The sequence below is a fragment of the Pikeienuella sp. genome (genome assembly GCF_046290545.1).
Lineage (GTDB): Bacteria > Pseudomonadota > Alphaproteobacteria > Rhodobacterales > Rhodobacteraceae > Pikeienuella.
Genome location: NZ_JBKAGV010000015.1, coordinates 155,024 through 177,697 on the forward strand (window position 1 = coordinate 155,024; position 22,674 = coordinate 177,697).

Annotated in this window: 24 protein-coding genes; 5 read left to right on the forward strand and 19 right to left on the reverse strand. The window is 72.7% G+C overall.

Annotation, left to right across the window (positions count from 1 at the left end):
- Positions 1-2 precede the first annotated feature (2 nt).
- The 6 genes from ACE37J_RS14405 to ACE37J_RS14430 form a co-directional block, all read right to left on the reverse strand.
- A complete protein-coding gene (locus ACE37J_RS14405; protein ID WP_409712108.1) occupies positions 3-623 on the reverse strand; it encodes a GspMb/PilO family protein in 621 nt (206 codons plus the stop codon).
- The gene (locus tag ACE37J_RS14410; protein WP_409712110.1) at positions 620-1,078 is read right to left on the reverse strand and encodes a hypothetical protein; all 459 of its coding nucleotides are present in this window, start codon (positions 1,076-1,078) and stop codon (positions 620-622) included. Before ACE37J_RS14410 ends, ACE37J_RS14405 begins: the two co-directional genes overlap by 4 nt.
- 572 nt (positions 1,079-1,650) lie before the next feature.
- Positions 1,651-2,808 (reverse strand): CCA tRNA nucleotidyltransferase, encoded by a 1,158-nt coding sequence (locus tag ACE37J_RS14415; RefSeq protein WP_409712112.1) that lies wholly within the window; start codon positions 2,806-2,808, stop codon positions 1,651-1,653.
- Positions 2,805-3,434 (reverse strand): CoA pyrophosphatase, encoded by a 630-nt coding sequence (locus tag ACE37J_RS14420; RefSeq protein WP_409712114.1) that lies wholly within the window; start codon positions 3,432-3,434, stop codon positions 2,805-2,807. The genes ACE37J_RS14415 and ACE37J_RS14420 overlap by 4 nt, the downstream gene beginning before the upstream one ends.
- Before the next feature lie 38 nt (positions 3,435-3,472).
- Positions 3,473-3,961 (reverse strand): MOSC domain-containing protein, encoded by a 489-nt coding sequence (locus tag ACE37J_RS14425; RefSeq protein ID WP_409712116.1) that lies wholly within the window; start codon positions 3,959-3,961, stop codon positions 3,473-3,475.
- Positions 3,958-4,554, reverse strand: coding sequence for a DUF1285 domain-containing protein (locus ACE37J_RS14430; protein WP_409712118.1), 597 nt, complete (start codon positions 4,552-4,554; stop codon positions 3,958-3,960). Before ACE37J_RS14430 ends, ACE37J_RS14425 begins: the two co-directional genes overlap by 4 nt.
- A 93-nt stretch (positions 4,555-4,647) precedes the next feature.
- Here ACE37J_RS14430 and ACE37J_RS14435 point away from each other — a divergent pair, with 93 nt between their 5' ends.
- The 4 genes from ACE37J_RS14435 to ACE37J_RS14450 are packed head-to-tail and all read left to right on the forward strand — an operon-like array spanning position 4,648 to position 11,511.
- On the forward strand, positions 4,648-5,658 hold the full coding sequence (locus ACE37J_RS14435) for an AAA family ATPase (protein ID WP_409712120.1): 1,011 nt from the start codon (positions 4,648-4,650) through the stop codon (positions 5,656-5,658).
- Positions 5,658-6,575: a DUF58 domain-containing protein gene (locus ACE37J_RS14440; protein WP_409712122.1), complete on the forward strand. Its 918-nt coding sequence runs from the start codon at positions 5,658-5,660 to the stop codon at positions 6,573-6,575. The genes ACE37J_RS14435 and ACE37J_RS14440 overlap by 1 nt, the downstream gene beginning before the upstream one ends.
- Positions 6,575-9,421, forward strand: a complete 2,847-nt coding sequence (locus ACE37J_RS14445; RefSeq protein WP_409712124.1) for a DUF4159 domain-containing protein — start codon at positions 6,575-6,577, stop codon at positions 9,419-9,421. The genes ACE37J_RS14440 and ACE37J_RS14445 overlap by 1 nt, the downstream gene beginning before the upstream one ends.
- Complete coding sequence (locus tag ACE37J_RS14450; RefSeq protein WP_409712126.1) at positions 9,418-11,511, forward strand: hypothetical protein; 2,094 nt, start codon at positions 9,418-9,420, stop codon at positions 11,509-11,511. The genes ACE37J_RS14445 and ACE37J_RS14450 overlap by 4 nt, the downstream gene beginning before the upstream one ends.
- A gap of 1 nt (position 11,512) precedes the next feature.
- Here ACE37J_RS14450 and ACE37J_RS14455 read toward each other — a convergent pair whose 3' ends face one another.
- The 4 genes from ACE37J_RS14455 to rpsU all read right to left on the reverse strand — a co-directional run bounded on the left by ACE37J_RS14455 (position 11,513) and on the right by rpsU (position 14,508).
- Entirely contained in the window at positions 11,513-12,043 is a 531-nt protein-coding gene (locus ACE37J_RS14455; protein WP_409712128.1) for a TIGR00730 family Rossman fold protein, read from the reverse strand.
- A gap of 6 nt (positions 12,044-12,049) precedes the next feature.
- Positions 12,050-12,943: a glutaminase A gene (glsA, locus tag ACE37J_RS14460; protein ID WP_409712130.1), complete on the reverse strand. Its 894-nt coding sequence runs from the start codon at positions 12,941-12,943 to the stop codon at positions 12,050-12,052.
- A 100-nt stretch (positions 12,944-13,043) separates the two neighbouring features.
- Positions 13,044-13,910, reverse strand: a complete 867-nt coding sequence (locus ACE37J_RS14465) for a LytTR family DNA-binding domain-containing protein (RefSeq protein ID WP_409712132.1) — start codon at positions 13,908-13,910, stop codon at positions 13,044-13,046.
- A gap of 391 nt (positions 13,911-14,301) precedes the next feature.
- Positions 14,302-14,508, reverse strand: coding sequence for a 30S ribosomal protein S21 (gene rpsU, locus ACE37J_RS14470; RefSeq protein WP_409712134.1), 207 nt, complete (start codon positions 14,506-14,508; stop codon positions 14,302-14,304).
- A gap of 107 nt (positions 14,509-14,615) precedes the next feature.
- Between rpsU and ACE37J_RS14475 the strand changes: the two genes are divergently transcribed.
- On the forward strand, positions 14,616-15,359 hold the full coding sequence (locus ACE37J_RS14475; RefSeq protein WP_409712136.1) for a COQ9 family protein: 744 nt from the start codon (positions 14,616-14,618) through the stop codon (positions 15,357-15,359).
- Positions 15,360-15,362: 3 nt separating this feature from the next.
- On the opposite strand, the gene ACE37J_RS14480 is transcribed toward ACE37J_RS14475, so the two are convergent.
- The 9 genes from ACE37J_RS14480 to ACE37J_RS14520 form a co-directional block, all read right to left on the reverse strand.
- The gene (locus ACE37J_RS14480; RefSeq protein ID WP_409712138.1) at positions 15,363-15,758 is read right to left on the reverse strand and encodes a RidA family protein; all 396 of its coding nucleotides are present in this window, start codon (positions 15,756-15,758) and stop codon (positions 15,363-15,365) included.
- Positions 15,755-16,183 (reverse strand): acyl-CoA thioesterase, encoded by a 429-nt coding sequence (locus ACE37J_RS14485; RefSeq protein ID WP_409712140.1) that lies wholly within the window; start codon positions 16,181-16,183, stop codon positions 15,755-15,757. Before ACE37J_RS14485 ends, ACE37J_RS14480 begins: the two co-directional genes overlap by 4 nt.
- Before the next feature lies 1 nt (position 16,184).
- Positions 16,185-16,877: an ABC transporter ATP-binding protein gene (locus ACE37J_RS14490; protein WP_409712142.1), complete on the reverse strand. Its 693-nt coding sequence runs from the start codon at positions 16,875-16,877 to the stop codon at positions 16,185-16,187.
- Complete coding sequence (locus ACE37J_RS14495; protein ID WP_409712144.1) at positions 16,874-17,623, reverse strand: ABC transporter ATP-binding protein; 750 nt, start codon at positions 17,621-17,623, stop codon at positions 16,874-16,876. Before ACE37J_RS14495 ends, ACE37J_RS14490 begins: the two co-directional genes overlap by 4 nt.
- Positions 17,616-18,596 carry a branched-chain amino acid ABC transporter permease gene (locus tag ACE37J_RS14500; RefSeq protein WP_409712146.1) on the reverse strand — a complete coding sequence of 327 codons (981 nt, stop codon included), beginning with the start codon at positions 18,594-18,596 and terminating at the stop codon, positions 17,616-17,618. Before ACE37J_RS14500 ends, ACE37J_RS14495 begins: the two co-directional genes overlap by 8 nt.
- Positions 18,593-19,528, reverse strand: a complete 936-nt coding sequence (locus ACE37J_RS14505; protein WP_409712148.1) for a branched-chain amino acid ABC transporter permease — start codon at positions 19,526-19,528, stop codon at positions 18,593-18,595. The genes ACE37J_RS14500 and ACE37J_RS14505 overlap by 4 nt, the downstream gene beginning before the upstream one ends.
- 107 nt (positions 19,529-19,635) lie before the next feature.
- A complete protein-coding gene (locus ACE37J_RS14510; RefSeq protein ID WP_409712150.1) occupies positions 19,636-20,775 on the reverse strand; it encodes an ABC transporter substrate-binding protein in 1,140 nt (379 codons plus the stop codon).
- 34 nt (positions 20,776-20,809) lie between these two features.
- Positions 20,810-21,046, reverse strand: coding sequence for an Lrp/AsnC ligand binding domain-containing protein (locus ACE37J_RS14515; protein ID WP_409712152.1), 237 nt, complete (start codon positions 21,044-21,046; stop codon positions 20,810-20,812).
- Between the two features lie 9 nt (positions 21,047-21,055).
- The gene (locus ACE37J_RS14520; RefSeq protein ID WP_409712154.1) at positions 21,056-22,672 is read right to left on the reverse strand and encodes an AMP-binding protein; all 1,617 of its coding nucleotides are present in this window, start codon (positions 22,670-22,672) and stop codon (positions 21,056-21,058) included.
- Positions 22,673-22,674 lie beyond the last annotated feature (2 nt).

Sequence of the window (22,674 nt, forward strand, 5' to 3'; positions counted from 1 at the left end):
GCTCAGCCCCCGTCCGGCCGGAAGAGGGCGCCGACCGTGACGGAGACGCTGAGCCGCCGCGCCTCCGCCCCCGCGGCGGGGCTGGCGGCGGAGATGTCGAGCGCGGCGGCGCGGAGGGCGGGGCGCGCCGCCTCCACCGCGTCGAGGAACCGGGCGAGGCCCGCATGATCCGCCACGATCCGGGCCTCGGCGGCGACGATTCCGACCGGCCCGCCCTCCGGCGCGGGGAAGGCGGCGGCGCGTTCGAGCGGCGCGGCGGAGACGAGCTCCACCGAGGCGGCGCCGGCGAGAAGGCGGAGCGCGGAGAGAAGGTCGAGCATCGCCGCCTCCCGCCCCCGTTCCGGCGCGACTTCGGCGAGCCAGGCCTCGGCGGCGGCGGCGGCGGCGGGGTCGGCCTCGGCGAGCCCGGCCTCGGCCCGCCGCTCCGCCGCGGCGGCGAGGAGGGCGCCGGCGCGCAGGTCGAGCCGCGCCGCCCGCTCCTCCGCCGCGCGGAGACCGCCGAGGAGGGGGGCGACAACGAGAAGGGCGAGGAGGGCGGCGGCGGCGAGGAGCGCGGCGAGGAGCGCGAGCCGCGCCCCGGCGGAGCCGGGCGCGAGGCGGCGCCAGGGGGGCGCGGCGCTCATTCGCGGGGCTCCGGGGTCAGTTCGATCGCGGCGCGCTGGAGCCCGGCCTCCGCCGCGCGGGCGCCGGTGCGGAGCCGCGCGCCGGAAAAGCCCGGCGCTTCCGCCAGCGCGGCGGCGAGGGCGGCGGCGTCGGGCGCGGCGAATTCGCCCTCGACGCGGCCGGGGTTGATCCGGAGGCGGAGCGCATGCGCCTCGTCCGGCGTCGCGGCGGCGAGGGCGGCGAGGCGGCGCGGCGGGCGGCGCGCGGCGAGAAGGGCGCGCGCCGCCGCCGGTGCGGATCGGCGCGGCGGCTTCGCGACGGCGGCGGCTCCGCCGCCGCGGGCCTCGGCGGCGTCGAGCGCGGCGCGGGCCTCGGCCAGCCGCGCCTCGGCCCGCGCCTCGATCCGGCGGCGGCGGCGAGGGAGAGGAGGGGGCGCGCCGGCGAGGGCGGCGCGGCGAATGCGCGGCGGCGACAAGGCGCAGGGGCCGGCGCGGGCCGACAGGAAGGCGCGCGCCGCCGGAGGCGAAGGCGCGCGGGCCGCGCCCCGGCGGCAGGAGCGCGCCGGCGCGCCACGCGCGCCGCGCGGCGCGGCGGCGACGGATCGCCGCCGGGGCCCAGGGCTCCGGCGCGCGGGCGAGCGCCCAGTCCGCCTCCGCCAGCGCGAAGGGGAGCCGGCGCCCGGCCTCGAGCCGCGCCGCGCCGGCGCCGTGGAGCGCCGCCTCCGCCGGGATTTCGAGCCGGAGGGAGAGCGCCTCCTCCTCCCCGAGGAGAAGCGGCGCCGAATCCCCCGCCTGCGCGGCGCGTTCGGGCCGGTAGGCGGCGCCGTCGTGGATCAGCAGTGTCGGAGCCCCGACGACGAGGCCGAGCGCGCGGACGGGCGGGCGTTCCGGCGCCAGCGCGGCCCAGACCTCGCCGAGCCAGATCAGGACATCCGCGATCCGCCCGCCCATATGCCCCGCCTTCCGCCGCTTCGCCGCCCGCGCGCCCATGATAAGGGGCGCGGCGGCGCTGTCCATGCCGGCGGGGCGGAGACGGGGGCGCGCCCGGTCAGCCGTCTTCCGGCGTTCCGGCCGCGGCGAGCAGGGCGGTGCGGCCCGACGCGAAGTCCGCTTCGATCCACCGCACCTCGGCCCGTTTCAGCGCGGCGCCGAGGGCGGGGCCGGGGCGCCAGCCGGCCTCCATCAGGTCGGCGGCGGAAAGCGGCATGGAGGCCGACGCGCCGCGGGCGATCTCCGCCCGCCAGCCGGGCGGGAGCGGCTCGCCCCCGGCGGCGCGGATCAGGAGCGCGTCCCGCGCCGCCTCCGCGCCGTGGCGCCAGGCGGCTTCGGCGGGGCTCTGCCGCCCGCAGAAGGCGGCGCGGATCGCGCCGAGCGCCGCCCCCTCGGCCCGCGAGAGGCGGAGCGCGCGGGCGGCGCCGGGGGCGCCGAGCGCGGCGAGGCGGCGGAGCGGGGCGGGCGCCTCCCCCTCAAGCCGCTCCGCCGCGACGAGGCCCGTGAAAGGCGCGGCGCCGGGCAGGGCGAGGGGGAGGACGGGGCCCATCGCGGCGAGCGCCGGCTCCGGGTCCGGCGCGGCGAGGAGTTTCAGCATCTCGGCCCCGATCCGCTCCTGCGAGACGCGGGCGAGGCCCTCCGCCATCGCATGGCAGGCGGCGAGGGCGGCCGGATCGCCGAAGGCGAAGCCGAGCTGCGCGTGGAAGCGGAAGAAGCGGAGGATGCGGAGATAATCCTCCCCGATCCGGCGCCGCGGCTCCCCGACGAAGCGGAGGCGGCGGGCGGCGAGGTCCGCGAGGCCCTCGCCCGTCGGGTCGAGCACCGCGCCGGAGGCGTCCGCATAGAGGGCGTTCAGGGTGAAGTCGCGGCGCGCCGCGTCCTCCGCCACGGCCTCGGTATAGGCGATGACGGCGCGCCGCCCGTCCGTCTCCACGTCGCGGCGGAGGCTCGCGACCTCGAAGGGGCGGCCCCCGGCGACGAGGGTGACGACGCCGTGGTCGATCCCGGTCGGGTGGGCATGGAGGCCGGCCTCGGCGGCGCGGCGCATCGTCTCCTCGGGCGGGGCGGCGACGCAGATGTCCACATCCGCGCCCGGCCGCCCCATCAGCGCGTCCCGCACGCAGCCGCCGACGAAGAGCGGGCGGAGCGGCGCGAGCGCCGCCATCGCCGCCTGCACCGCCGGGTCCGGGAGCCAGGCGGGCGCGATCCGCGTCATTCCGCGGCCCGGACGCCTTGCAAGGCGGCGATGCGGTCCGCCAGGGATTTCAGCATCCCGGCGGTGGCGCCCCAGATGTAGCGGCCCTCCCAGGGGATGGCGTAGTAGAGCCGCGTCTTGCCGCCCCATTCGCCGCTGTGGCGCTTCAGGTTCGCCGGGTCCATGAGGAAGTCGAGCGGGGCCTCGAAGATCTCCTCGACCTCGCCGGGCTCGGGCCGGAGCGGGGCCGATGGGTCCACCATCGCGACGACGGGTTCGACGCGGAAGCCGGTCCCCGTCTCGTAGGGGTCGATGACGCCCAGAACGTCGACCGCCGCGCGCGGGAGGCCGACTTCCTCCTCGGCTTCACGAAGGGCGGCGGAGACGGCGTCCGCATCCGTCGCGTCGATCTTGCCGCCGGGAAAGGCGATCTGCCCCGCATGTTCCCGCATCGTCGTCGGGCGCTGGGTCAGGATGACGGAGAGACCGTGCCGCCGCTCCACGACGCCGCAAAGCACGGCGGCGGGGCGGAGCGGGCGGGCGCCGTTGAGGGCGCGCTTGATCTCCGGGTTCAGGTCGTAATCCGAGCGGCGCGCGCCGGCGAGGCGCACGGCGCGTTCGATCTCGGATCGGCTGAGCCCTGACATGCGCCCCATTTGCGCCCGGGGGATGCGGAAGGCAAGCGTCAGGCGGGCTCCACGGCATCCCCGAGCCGCAGCGCGCCGGGCTCCAGCGCCTCCGCATACCAGCCGCCATGCCCGCGCATCGCGTTCCAGCCGCCGGGGCCGAGCGCCGCCTCCATGCGGGAGCAGGGCGGGCAGGGGCCGGTGATGCGGAGGAGGGCGCCGCCGATGCGGACGGCCCCGTGGCGGAGGGCGGCGAGGTTGACGCCGGAGATTGCGAGGTTGCGGCGGAGGAGAGCGGGCGCGGCCTCCGCCCGGGCCGAGAGGGCGGCGATGACGGGGAGATGCTCCCACTGGATCAGCGTCACCGCGCGCGGGCCGGGCGCGCCGGCGCCGCGATGGTCCCCGATCAGCCCGGCGGGGCCGATCTCCGCCGCCTCCGGCTCCTCCATCGGTTCGCGGCGGGCGGGGCGGAGGCCGATCCATTCGAGCCGGCCGGCCTGCGCATGGCGTCCGATGCGCTCCGCGAGGCCCGCCGGGACGCCGCTCACAGCCCGACTTCCTCCGCCGGGCAGAAGGGAAAGAAGGCCCCGGAGGAGCGGAGGCCGAACATCCGACGGCCCGCAGCCTCCTCCACCTCGCCGGCCTCGACGAGGCGGTAATAGCTCTTCCGGTCGATCAGCGCCTCCAGCCCGCGGCGGACATGGACATAGGGCGAGGGCTCGCCCGTCTCCGCGTCGCGCTCCACGCGGATCGGGTTTTCGGGGCCGGCGACCGTCTCGTCCCCGACATTCGTGCGGAAGGTGAGGACCTGCCCCTTGCCCTTTCCTTCTACTTCGAAATCCACGGCGACGAAGGGCGCGTCCTCCACGACGATCCCGATCTTCTCGACCGGGGTGACGAGGAAGTGCCGATCCCCCTCCTTCTTCAGCACGGAGGCGAAGAGGCGGACCAGCGGCTCTCTCCCTATGGGGGAGCCAAGATAGAACCATTGCCCGTTCCGCGCGATTCGGATGTCGAGATCGCCGCAGAAGGGCGGGTTCCAGAGATGGACGGGCGGCGGCCCCTTTTTGCCCGCTTTCGCGGCTTCGGCGACGGATTTCGCCAGATCGTCGGGCGCCGGCGTGACTTTCGTCTCGGTCATTTTCACATCCCGGTGACTCGCATTATGGTCCACACCATATAGGTTGTCTGGCCGGGGCGCATCGACGGCGCCGGATTGCAGGGAGCGTGGCCCATGAGCGCAGAGCCGGACATCATCGGAGAGATCGAGGCGGTCGGCGAAAAGCTCCGCGCGGCGCGGGCGGAGATCGCCAAGCGCGTTATCGGGCAGGAGACGGTCGTCGACCTCGCGCTCAACGCGATGCTCTCGGGCGGGCATGCGCTCCTCGTCGGGGCGCCGGGCCTCGCCAAGACGCGGCTCGTGGAGACGCTGGGCGTGGTGATGGGGCTCGATGCGAAGCGCATCCAGTTCACGCCGGACCTGATGCCGGCGGACATTCTCGGCGCCGAGGTGCTGGAGGAGACGGCGGGCGGCGGCCGCTCCTTCCGCTTCATCGAGGGGCCGATCTTCTGCCAGCTCCTGATGGCGGACGAGATCAACCGCGCCTCCCCGCGCACGCAATCCGCGCTGCTCCAGGCGATGCAGGAGAAGTTCGTCACCATCGCGGGCCAGCGGCGCGACCTGACGCCGCCCTTCCATGTGCTCGCGACGCAGAACCCGATCGAGCAGGAGGGGACCTATCCGTTGCCGGAGGCGCAGCTGGACCGGTTCCTCCTCCAGATCGACGTCGTCTATCCGACGCTGGCGGCGGAGCGGGAGATCCTGATCGCCACGACCTCGCTCGGCGAGGCGACGGCCGCGCCCGTCTTCACGGGGGAGGAGCTGATGGCCGCGCAGCGGCTCGTCCGGCGGATGCCGGTGGGCGAGCGGGTGGTGGACGCGATCCTGCGGCTGGTGCGTTCGGCGCGGCCGGGCGAGCCGGAAGCCTATGATTTCGTGGAGCGCGCGGTGAACTGGGGCCCCGGGCCCCGGGCGGCGCAGGCGCTGATGCTCGCCGCGCGCGCGCGGGCGCTGATGGACGGGCGGCTCGCCCCCGATATCGACGACGTGGCGGCGCTGGCGCGGCCCGCGCTCGTCCACCGCATGGCGCTGACCTTCGCGGCGCGGGCGGAGGGCGACAGCCTCGAACGGGTGATCGACGCGCTCTCCGCGCGCGCGCTCGGCGCGGCGGAAGACGCGGCCTGATGGCCGCTCCGGCCGCCCCGAAGCCCGTCGAACGGGTCGGCGCCGGCTGGCTCCGGCGCGACGCGGAGCGGATTTCGGGCTCGCTCCCGCCGCTGCTGGCGGAGGCGGAGCGGCTCGCGGCTTCGGTGGCAGCCGGGGTGCACGGGCGGAAGCGCGCCGGGCCGGGCGAGGCGTTCTGGCAGTTCCGCGAGGCGCTGCCGGGCGACCCGCACCAGTCGGTCGACTGGCGGCGCTCCGCCCGGTCCGATCACATGTTCGTGCGCGAGATGGAGTGGGAGGCGGCGCAGACCGTCTCGATCTGGCGCGACGACGCGCTCTCGATGGATTTCCGCTCCGAAGGCGCGGTGCGGACGAAGGCGGAGCGCGCGGCGCTCCTCTCGCTCGCGCTCGGCGTGCTGCTGATCCGGGGCGGGGAGCGGGTCAGCCTCCTCGGCACGGACGCCGCAAGGCCGGCGAGCGGGGAGAGCCAGCTGATCCGCATGGGCGCGATCCTGACCGAGACGCGCGCGAGCCGGCCGGATTTCGGCGCGCCGCCGCGCGCGGATTTCGCCCGCGGGGGGCAGGCGGTGTTCCTCTCCGATTTCATGGGGGCGCGAGACGAGATCTTCCCCGCGCTCATCCACGCCGCGGCCGCCGGCGTCTCGGGCGCCTATGTGCAGGTGGTGGACCGGGCGGAGGAGACCTTTCCCTTCGACGGGCGGCTGATCTTCGAATCGCTGGGCCGCAGCGTGAAGTTCGAGACGGACCGCGCGCGCGGGCTCCAGCAGGCCTACAGAGACCGGCTGGCGGAGCGCCGCGCGGACCTTGAGCGGCTCGCCCGGCGCTGCGGCTGGCGCGTGCTCGTCCACCGGACGGACGAGAGCCCGCGGAAGGCGCTGCTCTGGCTCTACGCCCTTCTCGCCGGGGGGCGCCGCTGATGCTGACCCTCGGCGCGCTCGCCTTCCTCAACCCGTGGCTGCTGGCCGCGCTGGCGACGCTGCCGGCGCTCTGGCTGCTGCTGAAGGCGACGCCGCCGGCCCCCGGGCGCATTTCCTTCCCCGGCGTGCGGCTCCTCCTCGGGCTCGAAGACCCGGAGAAGACGCCGCACCGCACGCCGCTCTGGCTCCTGATCCTGCGCATGGCGCTGGCCGCCGCGCTGATCCTCGCCTTCGCGGAGCCGGTGCTGAACCCGAAGGAGCGGCTGGCGGGATCAGGCCCGGTCGTGGTCGTCATGGACGGCGGCTGGGCCAGCGCGCCGGACTGGGACCTGAGGCGCGAGGCGGCGCTGGCCGAGATCGAGCGGGCCGAGCGGGCGGGGCGGCCCGTCTCCCTCCATGTCGTCGCCCAGCCGGTTCCGCCCGATTTCCGGATCACGCCCCGGCCCGCGGGCGAATGGCGCGGCGTCGTCGAGGCGCTGACGCCGGCGCCCTGGGCGCCGCTGCGGGAGGACTGGGCCGAGGCTTTCGAAGGCATGGTTCGGCCCTCGGACGAAGAGGGCGCGCTCGACGTGGTGTTCATCACGGACGGGCTGGCGCATGGCGATTCCGGCGCGCTGGCGAGGGCGCTGGACGGGCTGGGCGGGCTGCGCGTCATCGGGCCCGAGGCGACCGCCGCCGCGCTCTCCTCCCCGCGGCTGGAGGAGGGGCGGATGATGGTCTCCGTCCTTCGCGCGGGCGGCGGGCCGGAGCGGGCGGCGCGCGTCGCCGTCTTCGGCCGGGCGCCGGGCGAGGGCGAGGGGGAGCGGCGGCTGGCGACGGCGGAGGCGCTGTTCTCGCCGGACGAGGACGTCGCGGACGCCGAGATCGACCTGCCGCTCGAACTCCGGAACCAGATCACGCGCCTCGCCCTCATCGAGGAGGAGAGCGCGGGCGCCGTCGCGCTGACGGACGAAAGCCAGCGCCGCCGGCGCGTCGGCCTCGCCGCGGGGGCGGCGGAGGATGGCGGGCTGCGCCTCGTCTCCTCGCTCCATTATCTCCGCACCGCGCTGGAGCGGAACGCGGAAGTGGTGGAGGGGAGCGTCTCCGACCTCATCGCCGCCAATCCTGACGCGATCTATCTCGCCGATATCGGGCGCATCGCCGGGCCGGAGCGGGAGGCGCTGGAGGAATTCGTGCGCGACGGCGGCCTTCTCGTCCGCTTCGCGGGGCCCCGGCTGGCGCGCGGCGCCGACCTCGCCGCGGCGGGCGCGGCGGATGCGGCGGAGGAGGACCCGCTCCTCCCCGTTCCGCTCCGCGCCGGGGGGCGGGCTGTGGGCGGCGCGATGGCCTGGGGCGCGCCGCAGGCGATCCGCGACTTCACGCGCGAGAGCCCGTTCTTCGGCCTCGCCGCGCCGCGGGAGGTGACGGTTTCGAGCCAGATCCTCGCCCGGCTCGGCCCCGACCTCGCGGACAAGACCTGGGCGACGCTGGAGGACGGGACGCCGCTGGTGACGGCGGCGCCGCTCGGCGACGGGCGGGTCGTGCTCTTTCATGTGACGGCGAACGCCGAATGGTCCTCCCTCCCGCTTTCGGGCCTGTTCGTGGACATGCAGCGCCGGCTCATCGCGCTCTCGGCCGGGGGCGGGGCGGGCGAGGCGCCGCCGCCCGAGGCGCCGATGCGCCTTGTCGCGGCGCTGGACGGGTTCGGCCGCGCGGCGCCGGCGGCGGGGGACGCGGCGGCCGTGCCCGCCGCGCGGCTCGCCGAACCGGCGGGGCCGGACGCGCCCCCGGGCCTCTATGCGGGGGAGACGGCGCGGCTCGCCTACAACCTGTTTCCGGAGCCCGAGGCGCTGAGTCTGGCGCCGTCGCCGCCGCTTTCCGCCGGAGTCGAGACGCTGGGCGGGCGGACGGAGCGGCCGCTGGCGCACTGGCTGCTCGGCTTCGCGGTGCTGCTCTTCATGGCGGACCTGATCGCCGCGATGCGGCTATCCGGCCGGCGGCTGCGGCTCGGCCGCGGCGTGGCGGCGCTGCTGCTCGCCGCCGGATTCGGGGCCGGTTTCGGGGCCGGGATCGGGGCGCCGCAAAGGGCGGAGGCGCAGAGCGCGGAGGAGGAGCGCGCGGTGATCGCGGCGAACCAGACCGTGCTCGCCCATATCCTGACCGGGGACGCCGAGGTTGACCGGATGGCGGAGGCGGGGCTCCGCGGCCTTTCCCGCGTGCTCGCGGCGCGCACGGCGGTCGAGCCGGTCGAGCCGATGGCGGTGAACCTGGAGACGGACGAGCTCGCCTTCTACCCGATCCTCTACTGGCCGGTGACGGACGGGCAGCCCACGCCCTCCGACGAGGCCTCCGCCCGGCTGAACGAATACATGCGGAACGGCGGGATGCTGCTGATCGACACGCGGGACGCGCATCTCGCCCGCGGCGGCTCCGCCTCCGGGCCCAACGCCGGCGCGCTTCGCCGGCTCGTCGCCGCGCTCGACCTGCCGCCGCTCGTGCCGGTTCCGGCGGATCACGTGCTCACGCGCACCTTCTACCTTCTCGACCGGTTTCCGGGGCGGTGGACCGGCGGCGAGGTCTGGCTCGAAGCGCCGCGCCCGGCGCCGGAGGGGGAGGAGGGGCGGAGCCTGATCTCCGACCCGAATGACGGCGTCTCCCCCGTCGTCATCGGCGCGGCGGACTGGGCGGCGGCCTGGGCGGTGAGCGAGGGCGGCGACTTCCTCGCCCCGGTGGGCCGGGCGGACGGCTTCCGCCAGCGCGAGCTCGCCTTCCGCTTCGGCGTCAATGTCGTGCTCTATGCGCTGACGGGCAACTACAAATCCGATCAGGTGCATGTGCCGGCGCTGCTTGAGAGGCTGGGGAATTGAACGCCGCGATCGCCTTCGACCCGGCGCTTTCGCCGCTCGTCCTGATCCTTGCGGGGGCCGTGGCGCTGCTGCTCTGCGTCTACGCCGCCCTGGCGCGCTCGCCCGCATGGGCGCTCCGCGCGCTCGGCTTCGGCGCGCTTTTCCTCGCGCTCGCCAACCCCTCCCTCGTGCGGGAGGTGCGGCAGGGGCTGACCGACATCGCCTTCGTCGTGGTGGACGAAAGCGAGAGCCAGTCAATCGGCGAGCGGACGGCGCAGGCGGCGGAGGCGGAGGCGGCGGCGCTCGCCGCGATCGAGGCGCTGAACGCGCGCGACCCGGAGAACCCTGTCGAGCCGCGCGTCGTCCGCGTGCGGAACGAGGGCGGGCCGGTGGCGGACCCGGGCACGCGGCTCCTCTCCGCGCTCACGGCCGCCGCGGCCGAGGTTCCGCAGGACCGGATCGCGGGCGCGCTCCTCGTCACGGACGGGCAGGCGCATGACGCGGAGCTGCTGGAGAGCTTTCCCGGCCCGGTCAACGCGCTCCTGACCGGGGCGCGGGGCGAGTTCGACCGGCGGCTCCATGTGAGCGCCGCGCCGGCCTTCGGGATCGTCGGCGAGGACGTGACCTTCCGTTTCCGGGTGGAGGATTTCGGCCCGGAGGCGCGGCTCGCGGCGCTGCCGGCGGCGCGCGTCTCGATCACGGTGGACGGCGCGCCGGCGGGGGAGACGGCGGTGGCGGCGGGCCGCGAGGCTTCGCTCACGATTCCGATCACGCATGGCGGGGCCAACATCGTCGAGCTTGCGCTCGAAGTCGCGGAGGGCGAGGCGACGGAGCGGAACAACCGCGCCGCCTTCACCGTGAACGGGGTGCGGGACCGGCTGCGCGTCCTCCTCGTCTCGGGCGAGCCGCATTCCGGGGAGCGGACCTGGCGGAACCTGCTGAAGGCCGATCCCTCCGTCGATCTCGTCCATTTCACCATCCTTCGCCCGCCGACGAAGCAGGACGGCACGCCCGTCTTCGAGCTTTCGCTCATCGCGTTTCCGACGCGGGAGCTGTTCCTCGAAAAGGTGGACGAGTTCGACCTCATCATCTTCGACCGCTACCGCCGCCGCGGCGTGCTGCCCTCCCCCTATATCGCCAACATCGCCCGCTATGTGCGCGACGGCGGCGCGGTGCTGATCGCGGCCGGCCCGTGGTTCGCGGGGGTGGAGAGCCTCTATCGCACGCCGCTGGCGGAGATCCTGCCCGTGGCGCCGACGGGCGGGCTGATCGAGGCGCCCTATCTGCCGACCGTCACGGAGCCGGGCGCGCGGCACCCGGTGACCGCCGGGCTCGACCTCTTCAACGGCGGGGCGCCGGGCGCGCCGGCCTGGGGCCGGTGGATGCGGCAGATCGAGATGGAGCGCCTTTCCGGCGAGGTGGTGATGGCGGGGGCGGACGAGCGCCCGCTCCTCGTGCTCGACCGGGTCGGGGAGGGGCGCGTCGCCGTGCTCGGCTCCGACCATGCCTGGCTCTGGTCCCGCGGCTATGAGGGCGGGGGGCCGCAGGCGGAGCTTCTGCGCCGCCTCGCGCACTGGCTGATGAAGGAGCCGGAGCTGGAGGAGGAGGCGCTCTCGGCCGTGGCGGAGGGCGCGCGGCTGACCGTGACGCGCCGCTCCGTGAAGGAGAACCCGGAGCGGCTGGAGATCGTCGCACCCTCCGGCGCGCGGTCCGTCGTCCCCTTCGAAGCGGCGGGGCCCGGGCTCTGGCGCGCGGTGTTCGAGGCGGAGGAGCAGGGATTGCATCTCCTCTCCGACGGCGCGCTCTCCTCCATCGCGGCGATCGGGCCGCCGGCGCCGGTGGAGTTCGAGCGCGCGGTGGCGAGCGCGGAGCCGCTCGCTGCGCTCCTGACCGCGACGCGCGGCGGCGCGCACTGGCTGGAGGACGGGCCGCCGGATATCCGCCGGGTCGGCGAGGGCCGCGCCGCCTCGGGCCGCGGCTGGGCGGGGCTCGCGCGGCGGGAGGCCTATGCGGTGGAGGATGTTCGGCTCACGCCGCTCGCGCCCGGTTGGCTGATGCTGCTCCTCTCCGCGGGCCTGATGGTCGCGGCCTGGCGCGTCGAGGGCCGCTGAGTCAGAGCGCTTCGAGCAACGCCTCCGGCGTTTCGTGCACGGCGAGATAGTCGAGGAAGCCGGGCGAGGCGAAGCCGCGGTCCACGCATTGGCGGAAGAGCGCGAGCAGCGGATCCCAGTAGCCGCCGAGATTGAGGAGATGCGCGGGTTTCTCATGGAGGCCGAGCTGCCGCCAGGTGAGAAGCTCGATCAGCTCGTCCAGCGTCCCCGGCCCGCCGGGCAGGGCGACGAATGAATCCGCGCGTTCGAACATGATCGTCTTCCGCTCATGCATCGTGGCGACGCGGATGAGCTCGGTGAGGCCGGAGCGCTCGATCTCCCGCGTACGGAGGTGATGGGGGATCACGCCGATCACCTCCGCCCCGCCCTTCAGCGCCGCGGCGGCGACGCGGCTCATGAGGCCGACATCGCCCGCGCCGTAGACGAGGCCGAAGCCGCGCGCCGCGATCCCGGCGCCGACGGCCTCGGCCGCGCGGGCGAAGGCCGGATCGTCCCCGTCGCGCGAGCCGCAATAGACGCAGATCCGCCTCATGGCGCCTCAGACCCCGGTCTCGGCCGCGAGGAGCGCAAGCGCCTCGGTCGCGGCGATGGAATTGCCGAACTTGTCGAGCGGGGGAGACCAGGCGCAGGCCGCATAGCCCTTCGCCGGGTTCACCGCGACGATTCCGCCGCCCACGCCCGATTTCGCGGGCAGGCCGACGCGGAAGGCGAATTCGCCCGACTGGTCGTAGAGCCCGCAGGTCCGCATGATCGCCCGGAGGCGGAGCGCATGGGTTCCCTTCGCCAGCGCCGCGTCCCCCGGCTGCGGCGCGACGAGGAAGAGCGCGGCGCGGGCGAGCTGCCGCGCGCTCATGGCAAGGGAGCAGAACTGGAAGTAGACGTTGGTCGCCTCGATCGGGTCCTCCGTCAGGTTACCCTTCGCCTTCAGGAGGAAGGCGGCGGCGCGGTTCATGTCCCCCGTCGCGATCTCGGAGCGGTGGACCTCGCTGTCATAGCGGATGCTCTCGTCCCGGCTCAGGAGGCGCATCTGGTTGCGGAAGCCGACGGCGATGGAGGGGCGGGTGTGCAGCAGCGCGTCCGTCACCACGATGGCGCCGGCGTTGATGAACGGGTTGCGCGGCACGCCGTTCTCCGTCTCCAGCTGTATGATGGAGTTGAAGCGCATGCCCGAGGGTTCCCGCGTCACCCGGTCCCACAGGCTCTCTCCGATCCACTCCATCGCCAGCGCCAGCGTGAAGAGCTTCGAGATCGACTGGATGGAGAAGGGCTCGTCGGCATCGCCGGCGGTGTATTCGGCGCCCTCTTTCGTCACGACGGCGAGGGCGAATTTCTTCGGGTCCACGCGGGCGAGGGCGGGGATGTATTGCGCCGTGCGCCCGTCTTCGGCGGTCCGTCGGGCGGCGGCTTCGATGCGGTCTAGAAGGGGCTGCATGGCGGAGGGCTCCGGGGCGCGATCCGGGGATAGAGCGGGGAATCCGCGCCCCGCGCAAGCCTTCGCGGCGTTCCGGGGCGCGCCTTCCGGCGCTCTGCCGCTATTCGGCGCGCCGCTCCCGGTCCGCATATCGGGCTTCGACCTCCAGCTCGTAGCGGCGGGATACGGGGATGACCTCCCCCGTCGACAGTTCGAGCTTCATCGAGCCGCGCTTGCCGATCACCGCCGCCACCGCCGGATCCGCCACCCAGTGCGAGCGGTGGATCTGCATGCCGGGATACCGTGCGAGATCCCTCACCGCGTCGCCGAAGCGGTAGAGCGCCATGCCGCCCTGCCCGGTCGCCTTCAGCTTGACGTAATGCTCCTGCGCCTCCGCGGCGAGGAGGTCGCCCTCCACCGGGGGCTGAGAGGCGAGGAGGAGGCCCGGAACCTCCAGCCGCGCGCGATCCGGCTCCGGCTCCGCCGACGCCGCGGATGGCGGAGCGGCGGCGGCGGCCGCCTCGCGCGGCGGCGCATAGGGCAGGGCGGGCCGCGGCGCGGCCGGCGCCAGCGCATTGCGCAGATAGGGCGTGAGGAGGAGCGCGGATGTCGTCAGGTGATTGTCGATGAGCGACGCGGCCTCGAGCCCCAGGCGGCTCACCAGCACGTCGGGCGCCGTGCCGAGAAGGGTCACGTCGCCGATGATGAGGTCCAGCGTCGTCACCGCCATGACGAAGGGCGGGTAGGAGAGCGCCGTGGCCAGCCCGACATGGGCATAGGGCGAGGACCGTTCGGGAAGCGCCTGCGCCAGCGCCGCATAGGCGCCGACGATGATGAGATAAGCCATGCCGACCCGGCAGAACCAGTAGACGTAGACGCCGATCAGCGTCCAGCCCGGCTGCCGGTTCACCTCATGGGCGGCGAGGATGAGCGCGAGCGCCAGGGCGAGGAGCGCGCCGTTCGCGAGGGGGCCCCGATCCCGGTTCATTTTCAGGTCCTTCCCCATTCGTGACGCATGAATGAAGTGCGAGACTAGCCGAAGCCGGCAGGCGCGTAAACGGATGGCGCGCGACTTGCCCGGCGCCGGCGTGGCCGGCGCAAAGCGCCGCGCGCTCGTGAAGGCGGGCTTGCGCGCGAAGGGCGTGGGCGCATTCTCTTACCATGAGTGTGGAAGCCGCCCAGCGTTCCGCGCCGACACCCACCAAGGGCGCGGGAAGGGCGGGCGAAGCGGCAAGGCCGCCGCCCGGGAGTGAAGCGGCGGCGGGCTCCCAAATCCCGCGCCGCCGCAACTTCCGAAAGACTGAGGGCCACGCGCAAACGAAAACCCCCGGAGCCGGCTCCGGGGGTTCATCGTCAACGCCGTCGAACGGAGATCGCCGTCAGACCGAGCCTTCGCGCTGCGCTTTCTTGCGCGCGAGCTTGCGCGCCCGGCGAATCGCCTCGGCCTTCTCGCGGGCCTTCTTCACGGACGGCTTCTCATAATGCTGCCGAAGCTTCATCTCGCGGAAGATACCCTCGCGCTGCATCTTCTTCTTCAGCGCGCGGAGCGCCTGATCGACATTGTTGTCGCGAACCAGAACCTGCACTTACGTCACCACCTTTCCAGTGTTCGAGTTTCGGTTTTTGCAGGAGGGCGCTATATAGCCAAGCGAGGCGGCCCTGTCCACCGCCTGTGTGCACACGTGGAGACGAGATGACCGAAGCGACCGACACGACCGACCCCGCGGGCGACTCGATGGAGGCCGTCCGCGCCCGGCTCCTCGCCGCCGCGCTCCCCCATGCGCCGTTCGACGGCTGGTCCGACGCGACCTGGCGCGCCGCGGTCGCCGATTCGGGGATCGACGAGGCGACGGCGCGCGCGGCGACGCCCCGCCGGGGGCTCGACCTCGCCGTCGCCTTCCACAAGGCCGGCGATGCGGAGATGACGCGGCTGGCGGCGGAGACCGATCTCGGCGCGCTGCGCTATTCGGAGCGGGTGGCGCGGCTCGTGCGCCTCCGGCTCGAAGTCGCGGCGCGGGAGCGCGAGGCTGTGCGGCGCGGGGCGACGCTCTTCTCCCTGCCGATGAACGCGCCGGAAGGCGCGCGGCTGATCTGGGGCACGGCCGACGCGATCTGGACGGCGCTCGGCGACACGTCTCAGGACTATAACTGGTATTCGAAACGGGCGATCCTCTCCGGCGTCTATTCCTCTACGCTGCTCTACTGGCTTGGCGACCAGTCCGAAGGGTTCGCGAACACCTGGGCCTTTCTCGACCGGCGGATCGAGGGGGTGATGCGCTTCGAGAAGACGAAGGCCGCGCTGAAGAAGAATCCGCTGGCGCAGCTCCTGATGGCCGGGCCGAAGGCGGCGCTCGCCCGCGTTCGCGCTCCGGGCGCGCGGGGCGGGCCGGTGGCGGGGCTGCCGGTGGGGCTGCCGGGGCTTTCGCGCCGGCGGTAAGCCTCAGGCTGGCGGAATGTGCGCCGTCGCCTCGATCTCAAGCAGCGCCTCGGGCTCCACGAGGTCGGCGACCATGACGACGCTCATGGCGGGGAAGTGGCGGCCCATCACGCGGCGATAGGCCTCCCCGACCTCGCGCTGGCGGGCCATGTATTCGGCCTTGTCCTTCACGAACCAGGTGAGGCGCGCGACATGCTCCGCGCGCCCGCCCGCCGCCTCGACCACGGCGAGGATGTTCCGCAGCACCTGCTCGAACTGGCCGACGAAATCATGCGCGCGGAAGACCTGGTCCGCCTCCCAGCCGATCTGCCCGCCGACATGGAGCGTTCCGTCCGGCGCCAGCATGCCGTTGGCGTAGCCGCGGGGCTTCGCCCATCCTTCCGGCTGGATCGTCTTCATCCTGTTTCCTCCTCCGCCAGATTCGCCTCGGCCAGAAGCCGGGCGCGCAGGTCTTCCGGCCAGGGGCGGGGGCGGCCGCCGTCCCGCGCCGTGAGGACGAGGGTGGAGCGCATCTCCATCCGCGTCTCCGCCTCCGCCGTGATCCTTGTCGAGATGTCGAGGCTCGCGCGGCCGACCCGCAGCGCGCGGATGGCGACGGAGAGCAGGTCCCCGTGCCGGCTCGGCGCCGTGAAGCGGACCTCCATCGAGACGGTCGGCGTCGCGAGGCCCATCGGGCCGTGCAGCGCCCAGAAGGGCGCGCCAAGCCGCGCCGCGAACCAGCACTCGACGGCCTCGTTCGCCATGTCGAAATAGCGGGGGTAGAAGACGATCCCCGCCGGGTCGCAGTGGTGGAAGCGGACGGGGACGGAATGGGCGAAGATCATCTCAGACCCCAAGGAAGCGTTCGACGACTTCGGCGTTCAGCGCCGCGCCCTCGCCGGACCAGACGCTCTCCCCCTTCTCCAGTATGGCGAAGCGGTCCGCCACCGTGCGGAGCTCCTTCAGCGACTTGTCCACCAGGAGGATGGTGAGCCCGCCCTCCGCCTTCAGCCGGCGGATCGCGGACCATATCTCTTGCCGGACGACGGGGGCGAGGCCTTCCGTCGCCTCGTCGAGGATCAGGAGGCGCGGGTTGGTCATCAGCGCCCGGCCGATGGCGAGCATCTGCTGCTCCCCGCCGGAAAGCGAGGCGGCGAGCTGCCCGCGCCGCTCCTCAAGCCGGGGAAAGAGCTTCGCGACCGTGCGGAAGGACCAGGGGCCGGGGCGGGCGGCGGCGACGAGATTCTCCTCCACAGTGAGGTTGGGGAAGCAGCGCCGCCCCTCCGGCGTGAGCCCGATTCCGAGGCGGGCGGCGCGGTGGGAGGGGAGGGGGCCGAGGTCCTCCCCGGCGAAGCGGATCGTCCCCCCCTTGTGCGGCAGCATCCGCGCGATGGCGCGGATCGTCGTCGTCTTGCCCATGCCGTTGCGGCCGAGAAGGGCGAGGCATTCCCCCTCCCGCACTTCGAGGCTGACGCCGAAGAGCGCCTGGCTTGCGCCGTAGAAGGCGGTGACGCCTTCGAGTTCGAGGAGGGCGCTCATTCCTCCTCCCCGAGATAGGCGCGGCGGACTTCCGGATGGGCGCGGATTTCCGCGACCGGGCCGGTGGCGATCACGGCGCCGTAGACGAGGACGGTGATGCGGTCCGCCAGCGCGAAGACGGCGTCCATGTCATGCTCGACGAGGAGGATCGGCGCCTCGGACCGGAGGCCGGAGAGGAGTTCGGTGAGGCGGGCCGAGCCTTCCGGCCCCATGCCGGCCATCGGCTCGTCGAGGAGGAAGGCGGCGGGCTCCAGCGCCAGCGCCATGGCGACTTCGAGGCTCCGCCGCTCGCCGTGGCTGAGATCGGCGGCGCGCACCCCCTCCCGCTCGCCCAGCCCGACGCGGGCGAGGGCGCGGCGGGCGGGGCCGGTCAGCGATGGGTCGGAGATGGCGGGGCGGAAGAAGCCGAAGGCCCGCCCCTGCGCGCCCGTCACCGCGAGGACGACGTTCTGCAGCACGGTGTATTCGGGGGCGAGGGAGGAGACCTGAAAGCTCCGCGCCAGCCCCCTCCGCGCCCGCGCCTCTGCGGGGAGGGCGCTGATCTCCTCGCCGCGGAGGCGGATTTCGCCCGCGTCCTGCCGCAGCTCGCCGACGATCTGCTTGATGAGGGTGGATTTCCCCGCGCCGTTCGGGCCGATCAGGGCGTGGATCTCGCCGGGCCGCAGGTCCAGCGTCACGTCGTCCGTCGCCGTGAGGGCGCCGAAGCTCTTCCGGAGGCCGGAAATGGAGAGGACGGGCTCAGCCATCGCGCTTCTCCCCCGAGAGGAGCCCGATCAGCCCGCCGCGGGCGAAGAGGACGACGGCGAGAAGGAGGAAGCCGAAGGGCAGCTTCCAGTATTCCGTCAGCCCGCCGAGATTGTGTTCGAGAAGGATGTAGAGCCCGGCGCCCGCGACGGGGCCGAAGAGCCGCCCCACGCCGCCAAGGATGACGAAGACGATGATCTCCCCCGAGGTCTGCCAGCTCATCATCGCGGGGCTCACGAAGCGGTTGAGATCGGCGAAGAGCGCGCCGGCGAGGCCGGTGATCATGCCGGAGATGACGAAGGCGACGAGGCGGATGCGGTAGGGGCCGATCCCGGTCGCCCGCAACCGCGCCTCGTTCTGCCGCGCGCCTTGCAGCGCGAGGCCGAAGCGGGAGCGGGCGAGGAGGGAGGAGAAGCCGAGCGCGAGGGCGAGGAGCGCGAAGGCGATGGCGAAGAACTGGATCGGGTCGAGCGTGTTCAGCCCGGGAAATTCGGAGCGGACATAGATCGAGAGCCCGTCCTCGCCGCCATAGGCAGGCCACGAGATCGCAAAGTAAAAGATCATCTGCGCGAAGGCGAGCGTGATCATGATGAAGAAGATGCCGCTCGTCCGCAGCGAGAGCGCGCCGATGGCGAGGGCGGCCGCGCCCGAGAGGAGGAGCGCGACGGGCCAGTGGACGAGCATCTGCGTCGTCCCCTCGATCAGGAAGGGCTCCGTCATCAGCGGATCGTAGTTGAGCGCATGGCTCGCCAGCACGCCGGTCGCGTAGCCGCCGAGGCCGAAGAAGGCCGCGTGCCCGAAGGAGACCATGCCGCCGAGCCCGAGCGCGATGTTGAGCCCGACGCCGGCGAGGGCGAAGATCGCGACCTTCGTCGCCAGCGTGATGAGGAAGGGCTCGTCCATCGCCAGCGCGCCCAGGGGGACGAGGAGGAGCGCGGAGAGGATCAGGGCGTTGAGGACGGGCTCGCGGATCATGGCCGCGCCCCGAAAAGGCCCGTGGGCCGGAAGATCAGCACCAGCGCCATCAGGATGTAGATCAGCATCGAGGCGAGCGAGGCGCCGACGGCGCGCGCCGAGGCCGGGTCCATCAGCGCCTCGAACCCGATCGGCAGCAGGAAGCGGCCGAGCGTATCCGTCAGCCCCACCAGCAGCGCGCCCCAGAGCGCGCCGCGGATCGAGCCGACGCCGCCGATGACGATGACGACGAAGGCGAGGATCAGCACGGGCTCCCCCATCCCGACCTGGACGGACTGGATCGCCCCCACCATCGCCCCGGCGAAGCCCGCCAGCGCGGCGCCGAGGGCGAAGACGAGGGTGTAGAGACGATCAATGTCGACGCCGAGCGCGGCGATCATCTCCCGGTCGCTCTCCCCGGCGCGGATGCGGATGCCGAGCCGCGTCTTCCCGATCAGGAGGAAGAGACCGACCGCCACCAGAAGCCCGGCGACGATGATCGCGAGGCGGTAGGCGGGGTACTGGATGCCGAAGGGGAGGCTGACCGCCCCGGCGAGCAGCGCCGGCGGATCGAGATACATCGGCAGGGAGGTGCCGGTGAGCTGCTTCTGCGTGAAGGTGATCGCTTCCGAGAAGATGAGGATCAGCGCGAAGGTCGCCAGCACCTGGTCGAGATGGTCGCGCCGGTAGAGCCGGCGGAGGACCGTCACCTCCACCAGCACCCCCGCCGCCGCCGCGGCGGCGAGCGAGGCGGCGAGGCCGAGCCAGAACGAGCCCGTGAGCAGCGCCACCGTCGCGCAGGCGAAGGCGCCGACCATGTAGAGCGAGCCGTGCGCGAGGTTGATGAGCCCCATCACGCCGAAGACGAGCGTCAGTCCCGCCGCCATCAGGAACAGCATGACGCCGGACTGGAGCCCGTTCAGGATCTGCTCGATCAGGAGGAGGGTGGACATGAGGTTTCCTGTATCCCGGCCCCGGCCTCGAGCCGGGGCCTCGACGACATGCGCTCTTGAGATCGAGGCCCCGGATCAGGTCCGGGGCCGGCGCTTTCCGGGCCGCTTCACATCTTGCAGTCGGCCGCGTAGGCGTCCCCGCGATCCTCCAGCGCGACGCCGATCACCTTGTTGGTGAAGATGTCGCCCTCCTTGATGACCTCGCGGACATAGATGTCCTGGATCGGGTGATGGTTCGGGCCGAACCTGAAGTCGCCGCGGGTGGAGGCGAAGTCCGCTTTCATCAGCGCGGCGCGGAAGGCGTCCGCATCCGAGGGGGCGGCGGCCTTGAGCGCGGAGAGCATCAGGTTCGCCGTGTCGAAGCCCTGGCTGGCGTAGAGCGAGGGGAGCCGGCCGTATTCGGCCTGGAAGGTCTCGACGAAGGCCTTGTTCGCGGCGTTGTCGAGATCCTTCGACCACTGGGAGGTGTTCTTCACGCCGAGCGCGGCGTCGCCCACCGCCTGGAGGATGCCCTGGTCAAAGGAGAAGGCGGGGCCGATCAGCGGGATATCGACGCCGGACTGGGCGTATTGCTTCATGAAGGCGATGCCCATGCCGCCCGGCAGGAAGAAGAACACGGAGTCGGCCCCGGAGGCGCGGATCTGCGCGATCTCGGCGGCGTAGTCCGTCTGCCCGAGCTGGGTGTAGACCTCGCCGGCGTAGTCGCCGGTGAAGAAGCGCTTGTAGCCCGAGAGCGCGTCCTTCCCCGCCGGATAGTTGGGCGCGAGGATGAAGCTGTTCTTGAAGCCCGCGCTGGAGGCGTAGGCGCCCGCGGCCTCGTGCAGGTTGTCGTTCTGCCAGGCGACGTTGAAATAGTTCGGGTGGCAGCCCGCGCCGGCGAGCTGGGAGGGGCCGGCGTTCGGGGAGAGGTAGAACTTGCCCTGGTTGACGGCGGAGGGAACGACCGCCATCGCTAGGTTGGACCAGATGATGCCGGTCAGGATGTCCACCTTCTCGGACTGGATCATCTTGTCCGCGAGCTGGACCGCGATGTCCGGCTTCTGCTGGTCGTCCTCCACGATCAGCTCCACGTCCGAGCCGGCCTGCTTCAGCGCGAGCAGGAATCCGTCCCGCACGTCGATGCCGAGCCCGGCGCCGCCGCCCGAGAGCGTGGTGATCATGCCGACCTTCACCGCCTCGGCCGACGCGGCCGCGGCCGAGAGGGCGAGGGCGGAGAGGGCGGCGGCGAGTTTCGCCTTCAGTTTCATCGGTTTCATCCTTCCTGTTGCAGTTTTTTCTTGTTCAGAACGCCTTGAAGGTCAGCGTCGTCAGGGAACGGGCGATGCCCGGAATGGTCAGCAGTTTTTCATTGATGAAGCGGCCCACATCGGCGCCTTCGGGGATGTAGAGCTTCATCAGAAGGTCATAATCCCCCGAGGTCGAATAGAGTTCCGATGCGATCTCCCGCTCGTAGATCGCATCCGCCACCTCGTAGGTCTTGCCCGGATGGCAGCGGAGCTGGACGAACACGCAGGTCATGGTCTCTCCTCAGGCGGAACGGAGCCGGAAGCGCTGGATCTTCCCGGTCTCGGTCTTCGGCAGCGCCTCGATGAAGAGCACGCGGCGCGGGTACTTGTAAGGGGCGATGGTCTCCTTGACGTGCTCCTGCAGGAGCTTCGCGGTCGCCGGGCCGGGGTCGAAGCCGGGGGCGAGGACGACATGCGCCTCCACGATCATGCCCCGCTCCTCATCCGGCGCGCCGACCACGCCGCATTCCGCCACGGCCTCATGCGCGAGGAGCGCCGCCTCCACCTCCGGGCCGGCGATGTTGTAGCCGGAGGAGATGATCATGTCGTCGTTCCGCGCGGCGAAGTGGAAATAGCCCTCCGCATCGCGCACGAAGCTGTCCCCCGTGATGTTCCAGCCGTTCTGGACGTATTTCGCCTGCCGCTCGTCCGCGAGGTAGCGGCAGCCGGTGGGGCCGCGCACGGCGAGGCGGCCGACCGTCCCGTCCGGCGCGTCGTTCCCCGCCTCGTCCACGATCTTCGCCTCGTAGCCCGTCACGGGGCGGCCCGTGCAGGCGGGGCGGTGATCGTCGAAGCGGTTGGAGATGAAGATGTGCAGCATCTCGGTCGCGCCGATCCCGTCCAGCATCGGCTTGCCGGTCTTGGCCAGCCATTCCTCGTAGACGGGGGCGGGCAGCGTCTCCCCGGCGGAGACGGCGGCGCGGAGGGAGGAGAGGTCCGCCCCCTCGTCCATCGCCCTCAGCATCACGCGGTAGGCGGTCGGCGCGGTGAAGCAGACTGTCGCCCGGTAGGTTTCGATGATCTCGATCATGTTCGGGGGCGAGGCCGTCTCCAGCAGGGTCGCCGCCGCGCCGAAGCGGAGCGGGAAAATCGCGAGCCCGCCGAGGCCGAAGGTGAAGGCGAGGGGCGGGGAGCCGACGAAGACATCCTCCGGCGTCACCTTCAGCACTTCCTTCGCGTAGCCGTCCGCGATGATGAGAAGGTCGCGGTGGAAGTGCATGGTCGCCTTGGGCGACCCGGTCGTGCCCGAGGTGAAGCCGAGGAGGGCCACATCGTCCCGCCCCGTCCGCACCGCCTCGAACCGGACGGGCTTGGTCAGCGCCACCCGGTCGAGCTCGGCGTCATGGTTCGCGGTGCCGTCAAAGCCGATCACGGCCTTGAGGAAGCGGCTCGCCTTGGCGCAGAGCGCGAGTTCCTCCATCAGCCGCGTGTCGCAGAGGGCGAGCTTCACCTCCGCCTTGTCCACGATCTGCCCGAGCTCCCCGGCGCGGAGCATCGGCATCGTGTTGACGACGACGGCGCCGGCCTTCGTCGCCGCGAGCCAGCAGGCGACCATGGCGGGGTTGTTGGCGGAGCGGATCAGGATGCGGTCACCGGGTCTTACGCCGAAATTCTCCACCAGCGCATGAGCGAGGCGGTTGGTCCAGTCCGTCAGTTCCTTGTAGGTGCGGCGGCGGCCGTTGCCGATCAGGGCCGTATGGTCACCGAAGCCCTTTTCCACCATCCGGTCAGTAAGTTCGACGCCGACATTGAGGTAGAGCGGATAGTCGAAGCCTTCGAGCCGGAAGCCCGGCCATTGCTCTTCGGGCGGCAGATTGTCCCGCGCGAAGCTGTCGATATGCGCGCTCGGCCCCAGCATGC